This window comes from Parabacteroides sp. merdae-related_45_40, from assembly GCF_001915675.1.
The window spans coordinates 93,316-110,973 of the sequence record NZ_MNQY01000115.1 but is presented as its reverse complement, the minus strand read 5'-3'; the positions used below and the strand labels follow the sequence as shown (position 1 = coordinate 110,973).

General features: G+C 42.1%; 11 protein-coding genes. 3 read left to right on the top strand and 8 right to left on the bottom strand.

Features of this window, described 5'->3' with window-relative positions; translation table 11 throughout:
* Positions 1 to 62: 62 nt before the first annotated feature.
* The 7 genes from BHV83_RS14750 to dinD form a co-directional block, all read right to left on the bottom strand.
* Positions 63 to 2,366, bottom strand: coding sequence for an outer membrane beta-barrel protein (locus BHV83_RS14750; protein WP_057327036.1), 2,304 nt, complete (start codon positions 2,364 to 2,366; stop codon positions 63 to 65).
* Between the two features lie 144 nt (positions 2,367 to 2,510).
* Positions 2,511 to 2,906, bottom strand: a complete 396-nt coding sequence (locus tag BHV83_RS14745; protein ID WP_259013256.1) for a LytR/AlgR family response regulator transcription factor — start codon at positions 2,904 to 2,906, stop codon at positions 2,511 to 2,513.
* Between the two features lie 600 nt (positions 2,907 to 3,506).
* Positions 3,507 to 7,130, bottom strand: coding sequence for a glycosyl hydrolase 2 galactose-binding domain-containing protein (locus BHV83_RS14740; protein WP_286757663.1), 3,624 nt, complete (start codon positions 7,128 to 7,130; stop codon positions 3,507 to 3,509).
* 32 nt (positions 7,131 to 7,162) lie between these two features.
* The gene (locus tag BHV83_RS14735) at positions 7,163 to 7,942 is read right to left on the bottom strand and encodes a radical SAM protein (RefSeq protein ID WP_005860354.1); all 780 of its coding nucleotides are present in this window, start codon (positions 7,940 to 7,942) and stop codon (positions 7,163 to 7,165) included.
* Between the two features lie 33 nt (positions 7,943 to 7,975).
* Positions 7,976 to 10,036 carry a ComEA family DNA-binding protein gene (locus BHV83_RS14730; protein ID WP_005860356.1) on the bottom strand — a complete coding sequence of 687 codons (2,061 nt, stop codon included), beginning with the start codon at positions 10,034 to 10,036 and terminating at the stop codon, positions 7,976 to 7,978.
* 13 nt (positions 10,037 to 10,049) lie between these two features.
* Positions 10,050 to 10,859 carry a PorV/PorQ family protein gene (locus tag BHV83_RS14725; RefSeq protein WP_005860358.1) on the bottom strand — a complete coding sequence of 270 codons (810 nt, stop codon included), beginning with the start codon at positions 10,857 to 10,859 and terminating at the stop codon, positions 10,050 to 10,052.
* A gap of 21 nt (positions 10,860 to 10,880) precedes the next feature.
* Positions 10,881 to 11,708: a DNA damage-inducible protein D gene (gene dinD, locus BHV83_RS14720; RefSeq protein WP_005860360.1), complete on the bottom strand. Its 828-nt coding sequence runs from the start codon at positions 11,706 to 11,708 to the stop codon at positions 10,881 to 10,883.
* 119 nt (positions 11,709 to 11,827) lie between these two features.
* Between dinD and BHV83_RS14715 the strand changes: the two genes are divergently transcribed.
* Positions 11,828 to 12,433 carry a DUF4294 domain-containing protein gene (locus BHV83_RS14715; RefSeq protein WP_008773191.1) on the top strand — a complete coding sequence of 202 codons (606 nt, stop codon included), beginning with the start codon at positions 11,828 to 11,830 and terminating at the stop codon, positions 12,431 to 12,433.
* Here BHV83_RS14715 and BHV83_RS14710 read toward each other — a convergent pair.
* Positions 12,425 to 12,955, bottom strand: a complete 531-nt coding sequence (locus BHV83_RS14710; protein ID WP_005860365.1) for an RNA methyltransferase — start codon at positions 12,953 to 12,955, stop codon at positions 12,425 to 12,427. The two genes, BHV83_RS14715 and BHV83_RS14710, sit on opposite strands and share 9 nt — an antisense overlap.
* 696 nt (positions 12,956 to 13,651) lie before the next feature.
* Between BHV83_RS14710 and nadA the strand changes: the two genes are divergently transcribed.
* Entirely contained in the window at positions 13,652 to 14,638 is a 987-nt protein-coding gene (gene nadA / locus BHV83_RS14705; RefSeq protein ID WP_005860367.1) for a quinolinate synthase NadA, read from the top strand.
* 581 nt (positions 14,639 to 15,219) lie between these two features.
* Positions 15,220 to 17,640, top strand: coding sequence for a TonB-dependent receptor (locus BHV83_RS14700; protein WP_286757662.1), 2,421 nt, complete (start codon positions 15,220 to 15,222; stop codon positions 17,638 to 17,640).
* The last annotated feature ends 18 nt before the right edge of the window (positions 17,641 to 17,658 follow it).

Genomic DNA, 17,658 nt, shown 5'->3' with positions numbered 1-17,658 from the left:
AGTAGCCTCGTAGTGATCGAGGCTACTATATAAATGAGAAATACCCCATAGAGACGGGTTTCTTAGAGCCTTCTTATTTCCTCCTCAGCGGCTCCTTTTCCCTTATACTTATTTTTGGTCGTATTAAACTTATAGCGAACGGTCAGTCGTACCTCACGGCTATCGGTTACATTATTCACCGTCAGATCCATGTGTTTGTTATAAATCACGTTGCCATCTTTACGCCCATGCGTAAGATCAATACCTTGTAGATTAAAGGAAAGACGGTCATCAAAGAAAGACTTAGTGAGCGAGGCATCCATCATAAACACGTTCTTGTTGATATAAATATTTTGGAAATCACCTTTACCCTGAAAAAACAAATCTACATGTAGTGTCCATCCATAAGGAAATTGAATTCCATTGTTAAACCGGCCGATAAACAACGGTCTATCCATAGAAAGCATCCTACTATTATGCTCAATATCCATCCATTGTTTCTGTAAACCTATCGTGAGTTGAGGATGCCACTTCTTTATAATAGGAGACGCTATCAAAAACACCGATACGTTATCAATCCGGTCATAATTACGATGCGTAATGATCGTTATAGCGGGATTTTTCTCATATTGATCCGTCATATAAAGAATAACGTCTTTTTCTCTCTGGTAGCTCAACATAAATTGAAACCAATCATAACTGCCTGATAAAGTGATATCGTGTAGGTTTGTAGGTTTTAACGCCGGATTACCGTTCATATAGGTAAACCGATTGATATAGTTCATATTACTTGACAATTGAGCGTAAGTAGGGCGTTTCGTTTTCGTCGTATAACCAAGTTGGGTTTGTAGTTTTCCTATTTGCGTGGATAACGAGACATTTGGAAAAAAATTATCATAGGAACGTTCTGTTGAAACATGTTCATAACGCAAACCCATATTTAGGTAGGCGATACGGATAAACTTACTATATTCAGCGAAAGCTCCCGCACGATCTTCCCGGATATGGCTATCAGTTGTAGGAAGGATTTCCTGTGGATTAGTAAATAAGTCTGTACGGCGGGTACTGGTAAACTCCGAGCCTAGGCTCAAATTACCACCTGCTAATGGATAGGAAGCAATCAATTTAGCGGCGTATAACTTATTGTCCACATTATTAGTGGAGGTCACGATACGACTTTCTTGCTCTTGACTGTTTTCTATTACCTCATTTCCTGTCCTCGCTTCGCTCCTTAGCATATCCGCATTGAAATCCAAAGAAAGCTTCCCTACGGCTCCCGAATAATAAACGTTGATTTGGTGAGCTGGATGTTTCACGGTCGTACTATAACTCTCGCTCAATAAATAGTCATAGAAATCATCATTGGCATCAATCCGACTTTCTGTTTGTCCCCTTATTTTATTTTCTGGAGAGGCAGACATTATATAACGGACACCCAAAGAATGGTTATCGTTAACTTGATAATTCACTCCCAGCTCTCCCCGGTAATCATTATCCAATGAATGCTGCTCCATCCGATTCTCTTGCCGCCAAAGCGTATCGACATATACTTGCTGACTTACATTATTGATGAGCAAATAGTTGTTATGCACATATTGAAACATAGCAAATACATCCAGATTATTATGACGGTAGTTTAAATTCAATTGTTCCGTAAAATCCGTGTTTTGCGACTGTCCCCAAGTAGAGCGAGCCTCAAAGCTCATCCCTTCACCTTCACGCTTTATAGTCTTAATACGGATAACCGATTTCACTTCCGCCCCATAACGTGATCCCGGATTAGTAATCACCTCTATTTGACGAATCTCAGAAGAGCTAAGACGATCCAGTTCGGAGAGATCCCTTACTTCACGTCCATTGATATATATAACAGGAATACCTTTACCGAACACCTGAAACTCCCCCTCTTTGCCTTGTATGCCGGGAATATACTTCAATACGTCGTTCGCTGTCCCGGATTTGCTTAGCAGGCTGTTTTCTATGCGGGTTGTCAAGGTACCGTCTTTGATCTGGAAATCCGGTCGTTTCCCTATGACAACGGCCTCATCCAACAAGATCGCCTCATCCGACAAAACGATATTTTCCATATTACCGGCTCGTGTATCTCGGTAGATGGTTTGATAACCGATCGAAGATACTTTGATCACATAAGTTCGTATAGATATAGAATCTCCTGTTTGAATGCGAAAACTACCACTCTCATCACTAACCGTACCTTGAAGGAAAGAAGAATCCGGAACAGATAACAATACTATATTAGCAAATTCCACGGGTAAACCCTGACGATCCGTAATTGAGCCGGTGATAAATTGCGCCGATCCATTGACAGCCACAAATAATAACAACATAACATTAATAAGAATCTTTTTTACTACTGACTTTTCCATATCGCTGATTATTTTTGCAATTGATTTTTCAGCAAATATAAAGTGGGTAAAAAAGCCAGTCAAACAATAGGGATAGATGTCAAGATTTGGTGATAAAACATGGAAATCTGTGCCTTATCACAAGTTTTAGGGATAAAATACAACCTAGTTTTCCTTATTAAGAAAACTCTTAAAGTCTTTTAGATAGGTACGTGAGACAGGAATCTCTTGTTGTGTATCCTCCAAATTCAAACGGTAGCCTTGCGCATTACCGTTTATGTTCATGATTTTATTCACGTTTACGATATAAGCCCGGTGACAACGGACAAAACAACCATATTTCTCCATCATCTCATCCATTTGCTTGATCGTGGAACGGAGAAGTTTATGCTTCATATTCCCTTCCTCTCTATAACAGACATCTACATAATTACCAGAAGATTCCATATACATAATATTATCCGGAAGTACGCAAATCGATTCTTTTGTATCGCCGGACAGGGTTATGGCATCACCCCCTTTCTCTTCTTGTATATTTCGTTCGGATAATAGTTTATTCATCCTTTTCGCTTCTTGCAAATTACGTTTCAAAGCATTATTCTCTATAATGAAAAATCCGAAAATAAGGGGAATAATAACAATCGTGATCGCCGCTGACACATCTATAAGCAACATTTTATAAAAAATAGTCGTATCTAAATCACTCCAAAAGTCCATTCGCATCAAGAAGTAATAGTCATAAATGAAACAAGCGAGTCCCAAAAATAACAAAAAGCAGGAACAATGTAGTAAGTTTTTACCAATAGTCCATCGTTCAGGATCATAAAAACGTTTGAATAATTTAGGAAACAAGACAAAAGCGACAACAGAGAATATAAATGTCAAGCCTACGAAACACCATAATACCCAAAACTGTATCACGCTATTTAGCCGATAGTGAAAAGGCTCGAAAATAGCGAGTATTAACGCCACTACCATCGAGTTTAACAGAACGATCACCCATGGTCTATCTATAGCGTACATAGGTTTATTAAGATATTCCTTCAAATTCATATTCAATTCTCACATGTAGTTAAAGATAAAATTTTCACAAAGGTATGCATTTGGATATAAAAAATCCCCTAGATCAAAATCTTTTGACCTAGAGGATTAATCTATCTATTACTCTACGTTATAACCGGAGATAACCACCTTCGGGGTCTCGCCTCTCGTATCTACATCTTTCCAATGGATGTTGATCTCTTTCTTCTCGCCCGGGAGCAATGAGAAATAGTTATCGCTATAGAAAACGGGGAGGAATTGCTCGCCATCCTTCTCGCCCACTACATTCACACGGATCATCAGAGCCGGTGTGGATGAAGTGTTCTCCAAGATAGCGGTGGCGGTCCAAGTACCGTCATTACCCTTATTGGTTGCCACGTTGGATCGTAAAGTAACCTTTGGCATCTCACGCAAAGCTTGGTAGTTGCCTTCCTCTACGCCACGCAGATAGAAGTTATCCGATACGATCTTGCCATTCTCTGTCAACGTCAACTTGACGAAATGAGCGCTGGATACGCTAGCTGGGAAATCCAGTTTCATACATTTGTTGGTCGTATCTTCCTTACTATCCACGGAAACCTCGTTTTCCCATGAAATAGAACCGTCCATATTGATGATTTGAGCCTTTGCCGTCAAACCATTACGTACGCCGGCGCTATAGTTCACTACCTCGATCTCGTCCGTAACCGGATTCCATTGAATGTGCAGAGGCTCGGAGGCCTTCTTGCAACCAAAGTAAGCGGCGGTAGGCTCGAAATAATAATCGTAAGTCTGCCATACCATAGAAGGCCATGCCGGATGCGTCATCCACAGCAATAATCCCTTACGGTTCAAGCTTCTCGATTCGAACATACCCCGGTAACCATCATAGTTTACCCACTGAGCCAGATCGGCGAATTCCTTGGCGTTGTTCGGCTTACCGAAGCCCTTTTCGATGATAGCGTTGAAAGAAGCGCAAGACTGGGCGCCTTCCATCGTATAATCATGTTGCCCCCATTGAGCGTTTTGCGGCCAAAGCGCTTCCGGAGAGAAAGTACGAACCAAGCTCTCGTAATTCATCACGTTGGGCATACCCCGCTCACTATGGAACTTATCACTACCATTCTTCAAGCTAAAGTATTCTTTAACAGGAAGCGCACGGTACGGGCCATGGCCACTTACCACCTCATCCGCCGAGCTGGAGATATAATGTAAGCCCGGATGATCCTCTTTCACGATACGGCGTAAAGCCTTGTCGATCTGCTCCGGCGGGAAGCCCTCGTTGCGCCCGCAATAAATACCGATAGAGGCATGGTTACGGAAACGTTTCACATAATCCTCTGCGTTGGCGATAAACATCTCCGGATCATAAGGATCGGGTCCGTCGGAAGGATTCGCCAACCAGAAATCTTGCCAGATCATGATACCATGACGATCGCAAGCCTCATACAATTCCTTGTCGCCGATTTGTCCTACCCAGTTACGCATCATCGTAAAGTTCATATCGGCATGGTAAGCCACGGCGATGTCGTACTCACGACCCCGGTAATTCAGGTTAGACTCACCGAATCCCCAGTTACCGCCACGGCCGATAAAACGACGCCCGTTGATAAAGAGACTCAAGATGCTATTATTCTCGTTGAAGGTCATTTGTCGGATACCTACCTTGAAATCCTCAGAGTCGGATACCTTATCGCCTACCTTAAAGGTGAAATTAGCGTCGTATAAATAAGGAGATCCGTACCCTTTAGGCCACCACAGACGTGGGTTCTGAACCTTCAATTGGCTGAAGCTATTTGGATCGAAAGTAACCGTCTTCTCCTCGTTTGCGGCCAATTCTACCGGTTGCTCGAAAGTGATATCGCCGATCTTTCCTGTCAATACACCCTTTACTGGAGCGGCATCATGGTTCTTCACGATCACTTCCGGAGTCAAGGTAGCGGAAGTCGTATCCGGCAACGGTAATACAACCTGTACGAACGGGTCTTGAATCGTTACCTTGCCTGTAGAAGTCAAGTACACATCATCCCAAATACCTATATTACGACCACGGATCGTCGAGATCCAATCCCAACCGATCGAAGCGTGGAAGGTTGGGTTATCAGCGCCTAAGATACCACCGTTGAAATCCGTATTCTTCTCACATTTCTCCTTGATAGCGCCGATATGCTCATTCTTGATGATCTCCACCGCGACAACGTTCTTACCCGGTACGACCCTGTCTGTAACGTCAAATACACCTCGGATAAACGCTCCCTCGATACGGCCGATCTTGTTACCGTTTAAATATACATTCGCTTTCCAGTTGATACCATCGAAATTCAAGAACAAACGATCTTGCTTTAATCCTTCGGGTACCTCAAACTCATCCCTATACCAGAAATTAGAGTTGAAGAATGACTCGGATATCTGCATCAGGTTATCCGCGTAATTCGGATTCGGGATAGCTCCGATATTCTTATAACTACTCAATACCGTTCCCGGCACAGTCGCCACGATCCAATTTTCCGGAGAGAAAGAAGGTTTCGATATTTCCTCACCGGAAGCGGTTACCTCGGAAGCTCGTTGTACTTTCCAGTTTCCGCCCGACAAACGGATCTCATCTTTTGTAGCAGCCGGAGCAGCAGCCGGTTGGGCAAGCAAGCCACCTTTACCCATCACCTCTATCTCGCTTAAGATATAGCGTCCGTCATTAGCCGGTTGCTCCATCCATACCCGTACGTAGCGGCCTTTTCCTTTTAGCTTGATCTCATCCAGATTAGCATCTCCACCCGGAAGATTCGCTATGTCAACCCATTGTTTAGCGTCGTCGGAAACTTGAATCTTACCCTTGATCGCTTTATTGATCCAATGTAATTTTACTTTGTCGAATTCGGATTGGCTACCCAAGTCCACATAGACCCACTCCTCTCCTGTCGTGGCACTCATCCAAGCGCTATTAAAGAATTTGGAAGGAAGCAAATCTATCAACTTATCTTGGTTATAGAAATTCATCTCGAAGAATGCCCAATAAGCGGCACCTTCCATTTTCAATCGCATCCGATAATAAGCATATTCACCCGGTTGATCGAATGTCAAAGTCTCATTCAACATACGGGTGGGCAACGTACCCGGATCCCAGCTATTCTTGTTCGGGTCTGAATGGGCCTTATACTTGCTGGCCTTACCCGGCATACCTTTACCCTTTAAGGCAGCCAATTCCGTCCAAGTATTTCCATCATTCGATCCCTCGCAAACAATCTCATATCCATCCTTAATCTTATTCTCGTCATAAGCCACGCTGCCGCGGAATTGTACCTTGTCGGCTTTCTCTTTCCAGTTATTCAGCGTGAACAAGAAATAGGCATCCTCTCCCGTAACCGCATTACGAGAATAAGGACCTTGATCGATCATCCACTCACGCTCACGACGAGCTATATCCCCATTTTGCGTGGAGAGATCGAGATACTGAGGTTGTTTATCGCTAATAACACCATCCGTCACCAGTTGGGCCGTTAGATTGTAATCATAACTGGATGAGTTGTAAGCGCTACGCAAAAGAGCTATGTTACGATACGTGGAATAATCCGGACGTAATGAAGGAGAAAAATCCTCCCCCGGATCTCCCGGATACGAACCGATACCTCTGGTATAATAATCCGACCGATCGAAAGATTCCGCCGGAACACCGCTCTGCCCACATCCTCCTAGCAATGCTGAGACCGCTACCGCTCCACAAAGCGTCAAGAGTCGAGGCAATTTTTTCTTTTTACTGAATGTTCTCATACTACTTATTGTGTTTCTCTAAATTAGTTAGTTTAATAAGATACCGTCACGTCAAAACCCTCCTTCCGGGCCCGTTCCGCAATCGCATCTAATTCTTCTTTAGTAGCTTTTTTCAAAGCTTTAACCGGGGTCTCCCTATCTATCGTATAAATCATGACTTGTTTCGGACGGATTTGTTTTAAGGCGGAGATCCAGCCCGCTATCTCCTCTTCTGTCATATTATTAACCGATTTCCCATTTACTTCCCCCTTCAAGAACATGGTCTGTATAATCAAGTTTCCGTTAAAACGACATAATTGCTTTAATAAAGACTCGAAATTAAACGCCGGAGAATTAGGTACGTCTATCTGCCGAATCCGACTGTCTAATACAGAATCCAGTTTCAATATGTTATCCTCTATTTTATTCAAGGCTTGAAAGACCTCCTCTTTCTGGAGCATCGTAGAATTAGAAAGCACGGCGATTTTAGCATCAGGGAAAAATCGATCCCGGATAGCGACCGTATCATCAATGATTCTACCGAATTCCGGGTGTATCGTAGGCTCTCCGTTTCCGGCGAATGTAATTACATCCGGAACGATCCCTTCCGCTTTCATGGAACTTAGTTTTTGCTCTAAGGCTTCCCTCACTTCCGTACGAGTAGGCAGTTTACTATGGGTCCTATGATTCTCATTCAATCCACATTCGCAATAAATGCAATTAAAAGAGCATAATTTCCCGTCTGTAGGAAGTAAATTCATCCCTAAAGAGACACCTAGACGCCGACTATGTATCGGGCCAAATACTATTTTATCAAAAAGAATTGTAGACATAGCGCTGTTTGTTTTTACCCACGCAAATCTACTCTAAAATTTCCAGCGAAGCAAAGCATAAAGATCTGTTTTATCAGAACCGCTTATCTCCTCCGTATCAGTACCTATCAAATCCCTGTCCCAATAATGGGTGTGAGCCAGTTTCGCAGACAAGGATAAACGTTTCCAAATATCCAGACGAAAGGTAAGGGCAAACCGCATCCCATCCCCATAAAAAAAGGGCATATTAAAGGCATATAATATATTCTTCTCATACGAACTGACCCGGCTATTGTAATCATCCGTATAAAACCACGCTAGATAACCATCTATTTGAAGAGGTAGGGTAGTGGGCTTCCAGCCTATACTTTGGGAGATCATAATTCCTTTATTAAGTTTCTTTATAGGATCATCGAATAGAATACCATCTAAGGAAGTCTTAAAAATAAAAGGAGAAGAAAAGTTATAAACCTGTTGAAAACGAATACGATGTTGTTTACAAGTATTGATTTTCAATAAATTATCATTTTCAAAAGTTCCATTCTTTTCTTTTTGTCGATATTTATAACGAAGATAAGCTGAATAGTTTCTACTAGGGGTATAATCTATCTGAGCCATATATTCCTGTCCTCCGGAAGGAGCGTCTATCCCGTATTTCAACCAAGGGAAACGGAATAAGTCCGCATAAACGGATAATTTCCAGCGGGCGATCGGAGTCAACTGAAATCCCATATAAACCCCTTGCTCGTTCTGAACCGTAGAGCCTTGCGAGAAAGCGTTCCCAAACAAAGCTTGATAACGGCGATCGTAATAGCGGTATAATACCAAGAAAGATATGTAGGAGGCAGGCGTTAATTGCAAGGCATTCAAGGTCGAAACAGCTCCGTTTTTCGAAAGGGCAATCTCGCCATAAAACTTGATACGGTTCGTTTTCAACATATAGTCAACACCCATGTTGAAATTGTTGGAACCTTTGAAATAGAATAGATTATAAGGTTTTGGATCAGGATCCATCTTAAACTTACCGAATGAATAGGAGAGAGCCGTTAAACCTACATGAAAATGAGGCTTAGCATAGCGGATATTTCCTCCATATACCTGCATCGTTATCGTTTTCCTCTTTTCCCAATCCCGTTGCAAACGATGAAGTCCATCTGTTTTTAATGAGGTGAATGTCAAGCTATCTACGGCCGCATCCATTTTTCGGTACGAATAGAAAACACTTATATCCAAGTTTTTAATCGTGATCGTACCGGCCACCCCTCGAAAGAAATCCTGTTCATTGGTAGAAAAGTGCCTACGGAAGCCGTTTGTCCTTCGCTCTGCTTGAGCGACTACTGCCGTACGACTAGGAGAAAAGTCATTGCTAATCACCAGACCTTGTCCGAAAGACATCTTGTAATCCCCTATAGCCAAGCTTTTTAACCAGTTGATATCTTTTAGGAATAGATGTGCGGAATAAAAGTCATATCCTTTATGATATGCGTTCCAAAAAGGTTCGCCCGCATCTTTCTCGGCTACGAAGCCTGCTTGTAAACGATCCTCGAAAGTATAGGAATAACGTAAGGAGTGATAGAAGGGTTCTCCTCTATATTTACGATTCGGATATAACAAAAGTATGCTGTCCGTTTGTTCACCATATCCCTTTTTCTGTTGAAAACATTGATCATACCTGATTTGTAATTCATTACGACCATATTTCAACAGGTTCTTAACCGTAAGCAACCGTTTTTCAACAAGATTATCACCTATATAAACAAATGGAAGGAGAAGAGATATCGTCTGAAAATCGATATCCTCTATATTCTTCAACTCATAGATGCTAACCATATTTCCGTATCGTTTCCGATAGGAGAGGAGCTGCTCAATTTGGCGATCGGATAGAAAAGGTAATCGCTTCAGTTGTTCTTCCGTCACGGCATTCAAATCAAAAGGATGCTCAATTAAATAAGATAAATCGGCATACAAACTTTCGATACGCTCCGTATCCTCGGTTTCCAAGGCTAGTTCCTCTACATACTCTATCCACTTATCAACAGTATATTCTATTTGAGAATTAGCGTAATAACTATTTATCAACAGGATTATCGACAAGATTATAAACAATCGTTTCATAGCTAAGTATCATTTAAAAAGAGAATGATAAACCAAGACCGGTACTCATCCCTAAAATCGGATGGTAAATAGAGGCTACATCTATCGTAAAGCAAGAAAAGTTATAACCAATTCCTAAAGAGGGCAGGAGAGGAGCGGTCTGTATTCCGGCACGAATAAAAAAAGAATCGAAAGCGGTGTATTCAAGACCTAAGTTTCCAACAACTAGGTTTTCATTTTCCGTTCCTGCACTTCCTGTAATTAACAGACTGTTTATAATCTCCCATTGAAAACTTATTTGAATTAAGTAATAATTAAAATCTTCTATTTCAATATCTTTATCTCCTATAGAAACAGATGGTAAATTCATTATTAACATTCCTATTAACAACTTATCAATAGGAGAGAAAGTGATTCCAAGATCTGTTGACAGTCTGGATCTTGTATTTTCTAATAGATCAGTTTGCAAGAAACTATAGTGAACTCCAAGCCCTAACGCCCATTGATCCCCCAAGCGTTTTCCTCCCAGCACACGAACCATCATCTCCCTGTATTTATCAAACCCGAAAACAGAGATATCAACACCTACGGATAATAGTTGATTCGGATAATAAAAACTACCGGACATCGTACCCAGTTCTTTCAACATGTACCGAGTAAAGTATTCTAAATGAATGGATTTTTTATCTTTATCGACAATAAGGGCCGGATTGAATAAAATAGATTGCGTCGCCACATTCCCTCCCATTCCCACGCTACGAACATCCGGTAAACGTAAGTTATCAACACCATGTACATACAATGAAAATACCCCCGCAAACAGGGATAGCAATAGATATTTCATAGTTAAGATTTTGTATGGTTTCTATTTATTCTTCAAGTTTTTCTTATTATCCTTATTTATCCTACGCTGTACCTTTTTAATATCCTCATTAGGAGAAAGTTGTTCAGGCTTAATCCCCCTTTGCAATAACATATCACGTACAGCAGTATTGTTATCAATATGTTCTTTTTCAATAGGAGATTGTCCATATAGATCCTTCGCTTGCACATTTACATTTGTCATTTCAGTCGCTAGGTCTTTAGCTTTTATACTTATAGTCGGTAAAAAATCAGCGATAGGTCTATTCGTGGGGACGTTCATTCTCTTTTTCAACATCTGTGTACTTAAATTGAATAAAGCTTGATCTCCCTTAGAACGAATAATCGCGAATCCTTTATTATCAATACCTCTTTCGTATAAGATTCCAGATAATTGTTTTTCAGTCTGACTCAATTTTTCCCTGGCCTTTAAGCGTTCACAATCCAATAGACGTTGTTCAATCACCTCGGCCTTACGGGTTTGTACCGCAAAATAAGTCTGTGCGAAAGCGACTTGTGGTTTACGGCTATCACCATTTTGTGCGATTAAATAGCATGCGTAGCGTGTTAATAAGATGTCATCTATTTGTTTTTCAACACCATAACCTATTGAAACCATTTTCCCGACGTCGGGAAAATGGTTTTGTACATCTTCTCCCGCATTCCGGCACGCTTCTTTGGCTTTCACCACTACATTATTGATAAAGTTATCCCATTTGGCATATCCTAATAGGGGTTGCAACTCTCTGGCACTCCAGCATTCTATGCCTTCTACCTCACATGAAATGGATTCGAATTTTCCGAATAGGGCGGTAATTTCTTCTTTCTTCATAGTTAATATATTCTTAAGTTGTTGTCAATTGCGCAAATGTAATGTTTTATATTCATTTAGCAAGTTATTAACAGATAAATGATGCTGAGAGTCACGCAGTATTTATATTTTCGCGGTATATGATACGAAAAGGGATATATTGTGTTTTGGCTCTACTTGTTCTCTGTAGCTTTAAAGGGATGGCGCAGGCGGTAAAGACAAATATTGTTCCGGAAGGTTATCAGAAAGCTCAACTGTATGAAGGTGATACAATGGCTGTCGTCAACCTTCGGGAAGTTTTTATATATCCTCAAGTTAAGTTTAAGAATAAGCGTGAACAAGCCAAGTACAATAAGTTGGTACGAGACGTAAAGCGTACTTTGCCCTATGCCAAGATGGTGTATGATACGTTGATAGAGACCTACGAATACATGGAAACCTTACCGAATGACAAGGCCCGCCAAGCCCACTTGAAACGGATGGAGAAAGAGTTGTTCGCCCAATATAAACCGGAACTAAAAAAATTATCCTTCTCGCAAGGCAAGCTACTTATCAAACTGATCGATAGGGAATGTAATCAATCCAGTTACAATTTACTGAAAGCCTATCTGGGAAGTTTCCGTGCGGGCTTTTGGAATTTCTTCGCAGGCATGTTCGGAGCCAGTCTGAAATCGGAATACGACCCGAAAGGTAAAGATGCCATGACCGAACGGGTCGTCGTATTGGTTGAGAATGGTTTAATCTGATAGTTGCTTGAAGAAATCCCAGATCACGATACCGGTAGTAACCGATACGTTCAAGGAATGCTTTGTACCGTATTGAGGTATTTCAATACATATATCACAGTTATCAACCACATTTTGTTGAACGCCTTTTACTTCGTTACCCATGACGATAGCGTATTTCTTTGTCTTGTCTAACTGCAAGTTATCTAACATGACACTACCTTCCGCTTGCTCTACGGCACATACCGTATACCCCTCTTGGCGCAGTTTATCAACAGCCTCCGGGGTATCCTTGAAATATTCCCAATCTACGGTTTCTTCCGCTCCTAAGGCGGTCTTATGGATCTCCGCGTTCGGAGGGCAAGCCGTAATACCACAAAGATAAATAGCCTCTACCCGGAAAGCATCGGAGGTACGAAACACGGAACCCACGTTATTAAGACTTCTAATATGGTCTAAAACAACGATTAAAGGTATCTTCTTACTTTCCTTAAAAGCCTCGGGAGTCAGGCGGTTCAATTCGGTTACTTTTAATTTTCGCATAACAAATATCTTTGACCGCGAAAGTAGCGAATATCCGTGGATATGCCGTTGAAAAGCTATTAATAAGTAGTGGACATAAAATGAAAAATATTTCTTGCTTTATTCAAATACTTGTCCATACACCCCCCTTTCTCAAATTAGCAAATGAATAAGCCACTTATTTATTACGCGCTATCAACAGCCCTTATACACCTATTGACAGCCTTGCTGGAGGATCTATTTTTTCACAATCAAGGTTATCAACAATAAACAGCTAAATATTCATAAAGTCTATAACTATAAGAACTACAATCTATAGATAGACATCCATGCTGTTGGTATCCTTTTGATAAACCGTTCACAGACTTTAATAAGTCAATAACCAAAGATTGTAACAAAAATGTATTAACCATTTCAACAGCCTATCATATTCATCATATTTATTTTTAAAATTAAAGATTAATAAGAATATAATATAATGATTGTGGATAACTCTTGAGGGTTGAGGGCAACTCATCCATCGGTGGCAAAGATAAGAATCTTTCTTGTTATTTCTATAAATGAAGAAAGTTTATACCTTTGTGCTTTGTGAACAATAGGTTGATAAACTAGATAAGATGAAGATTATCAGTAATACTTTCTGTGGATAATATTGTTTATATATAGTGAAAAGCCTATTGGGAGCAGTAGAAACAGGAATCATTAATATATAAGGCTATGTTGACAAACCAATCAATCGGGTACATGGATGCGCCCGTTCCTAAGGATTTAGACCTTAAGGAAGCGATCGACAAGTTACGTAAAGAGAAGAATGCGATTATTTTGGCGCATTACTATCAAACAGGCGATATACAAGATATAGCGGACTATGTGGGAGACAGTCTGGCCTTGGCACAATGGGCGGCTAAGACGAAGGCGGATATCATCGTGCTTTGTGGGGTTCACTTTATGGGAGAGACGGCGAAGATCCTCTGCCCGGATAAGAAAGTGCTGGTACCGGACTTGAATGCCGGTTGCTCCTTGGCGGATAGTTGTCCGGCTACGGAGTTCGCCGAGTTCGTCAAGCAACATCCCGGTCATACGGTAATCTCTTACGTGAATACGACCGCCGCCGTGAAAGCGGTCACGGATGTGGTGGTTACTTCCACGAACGCCCGCCAGATCGTGGAGAGCTTCCCGGAAGGTACACCGATGATTTTCGGTCCGGATCGTAACTTAGGTAATTATATCAATAGCATCACGGGACGTAATATGTTGCTTTGGGATGGCGCTTGCCACGTGCATGAGCAATTCTCATTGGAGAAGATCTTATCTTTGAAGAAACAGTACCCGAATGCGGAAGTGATCACCCATCCGGAATGCAAGCAGCCGGTTATACAGGTCTCAGACTTCGTAGGATCGACCGCGGCTTTGCTGAAGCATACCATTAAGTCCGACGCAAAACAATTCATTGTAGCGACGGAAAGTGGCGTTATTCACGAGATGCGCAAGCGGAGTCCGGATAAGGAATTCATCCCGGCTCCTCCGAACGACAGTACTTGCGCTTGCAACGAATGTAATTTCATGCGCTTGAACACGATGGAGAAGCTATATAATTGCTTGAAGTTCGAGATGCCGGAGATATTCGTGGACGAGGAGGTACAGAAGAAGGCCATCAAACCGATCAAGAAGATGTTGGAGATCTCTGAGAAGCTGGGACTCTGATCCAAACAAATGCGGGATAGGTCTCAACCGATAGGCCGGACTTGAGTGATATAAAAGCTAAGCCCGGTCTATTATATGTAAATAATCAAAATTATGTACAATATCTACAACTATCCTTATAATCATTTGATTTTAAAATATTTATCCTATTGTTGTAGATAGGAAAACATCTACAATAGTAAGTCTTTATCTACCATCATTTCCCGCTTTTAGTAAGTGTCTTTGCCATGCCGTCAAAGGAATTTTCTACACTCTACGTATATAATCAGTCCGTTTTTCTTCCTTTCTTTATATAGATAAAATATTAATATATAAGTATTTGTGGTTTTTTATGGTATAAAACAAAAGTTTTACACATGGAAAACATTTGTTTTCATAGAAGAAAACTAAAGTTTTGTACTGAAGAAACTTCTGTTTTCCCATATAGAAACTTTTGTTTCCCTAGGAAGAAACCATTTGCTTCGCTACTCGAACTCGGACGATCCCGGGAAAGAATATATCAAGAATGATCGCTATTAATTACCGTAACATTCTGAATTTAGTTACTTTTGCGTAGAAATCTAATTGTAATTCTCAATATCATGAAAAAGATAGGACTAATGTTGGCCTTATTATGGGTGATTTGTGCGCTCTCGTGGGCTTCTTCTCCGGATTCCCGTATTAAGGGGCAGTTAATAGATGCCTCTTCGAATCAAGTGATTAATTATGCGGATATCTTTCTGTTTGCGATGGGAAGTGAAAAACCTTTGCAACAGACTTTTCCGGACGATCAAGGACGTTTCTCGTTTACTAAGGTGGCTCCGGGTAATTATGTGGTCATGGTCCGTCTGATGGGATATGATGTGTTTACAAAGAATGATATCATCTTGGATGCCTCGTCTCCGGTGGATTTAGGTAAGTTGATGATGAGTCCCTTGGAGGTAGGTATCGCCGAAGTGGAGGTAGTGGCCGAGAAACGCCAATTGGTTTATAAGTTGGATAAGAAAGTGGTCGAGGCCTCTTCCAATATGATGGGAGGAGGCGGTTCCGCCGTGGATATATTAGAGAATACGCCTTCCATACGGGTAGATGCGGAAGGCGATGTTACTTTTCGTGGAAGCAGCGGCTTTTTGGTTTACATAGATGGTAAGCCGAGTGTCTTCTCGGGTACACAGGCTTTGGAGCAAGTCCCGGCCGGGCATATAGAGAATATAGAGATTATCACGACACCTTCCGCCAAGCATGATACGGAAGGCGACGTGGGCATTATCAATATTATCACGAAGAAGCATTCCCAGCGAGGATTGAGCGGGATGGTGAATCTCTCGGGAAGTACGTGGCTTTCCCGCCATGTTGATTTCTTGTTGGCACAGCAACATCAGCGTTCCCGTTGGTACATCGGCGGACAGTGGACGGATCGTATGCGTAAGAGTGATTTCGATCAAGAGAAGATGACGGTGGTGGGCGATCAGACCACTACCTCGCATTCCGTCGGGCCTCGTACGGGAGACAGTTACCATTATACGCTGAAAGGCGGTTGGAGCCTGAATCTTCCCAAGACAACCATCGCGTTGGATCTGGAGGGCGGCTATGGCGGAAATAAGCGTAAGGGAGAGATGAACTATAAGGAAACCCGTTCGGTAGCGGGCGGCTCTCCGGTGACGGAAGATTATCGAAGCATAGATGATTATGATAATGATGAGAATATAGGTTTGGGAAGTCTGGCGGTACAGCATAAGTTCAACGATAAGGGACACGAGCTTTCCGGTAGTGCTTATTACAAATATGGCGGCCATGCCTTGGAATATTTCTTTAACGACTTGATGTCCTTGGAAGGGCAACGCCAACAGGGGCACCGTGCTTATGAGGCCGAGCACCGGGAAACGATGCGTATCAATCTGGATTACGCCTTGCCTTTCGGGAAAGGAGGTAAGCTAGAGGCGGGTTACCAATATTATTCTTATCTGGAAGACGGCGATTACAATATGGAATGGTGGGACCCCAAGGGACAAACGTTCTTTTGGCGTGACGATATCTACAACACGTTTTATTTTCAAGAAGGGGTGAATTCTATCTATACGATTCTTTCCCATACGTGGAAGAATTTAGAGGCGCAAGCCGGCGTTCGGGGAGAGCATACGCATACGGTCTTGCGAAGTTCCGTGGAGGGAGCGGATCGTACGAAGAATCGTTTTGAGTTTTTCCCATCGGTGCATTTGGGCTATACGTTCCCGAATGAGCATCGTTTGTTGGCTTCCTATTCCCGTCGTACCACACGTCCGCAGCTTTTCTATATGGAGCCTTATATCACGTATCGCGACTTTTATACGGCCGAGATCGGTAATCCGGATATACGTCCGGAGTACATCAACTCCTTTGAATTGAACTACCGGAAGAGTTTCGGGGAAAACACGGTATCCGCCACCGCCTTTCATCGGTATCGGAAGGATAAGATCGAGCGGTTGCGTGTTCCCTATTCAGCTGGTGTAACCTTGGATTCGATGGCGAACGTAGGACATGATTACTCGACGGGTATCGAGCTAAGCGTCAGCCTGCATCCGGTGCGCTGGTGGAATACCACGGTCAATGGAAACGTTTATCACTATAAGGTGAAGAACGAACAGGCCGCCGGTGGAAATACGACCTCTAGCACCAATTACGATATCCTATGGAATAACCTGTTTAATCTGGGGAAGTACACACGTATCCAATTGGATGGTAGTTTTGTAGGCCCTTCCGTAACGACGCAGGGCCGTACGGACGCTTATTGGTACGCGAACGTAGCCGTCCGTCAGCAACTATGTAACCGAAAACTAACCGCTACCTTAGCTTTCCGGGATATTTTCCGTTCTGCCAAATATATCAGCGATATCCAAACGGCAGATTTACGTTCCCTGACACGTATCAAACCCAAATATCCACAAATCACGTTGACGTTGAGTTGGACATTTAATAGTTTCAAGGCTAAATCCACCCAAGCGAAAGAAGATCGCTCGGAGATGTTTGAGGGTATAAAGCATTAGTATTATATCTTCGCGGTT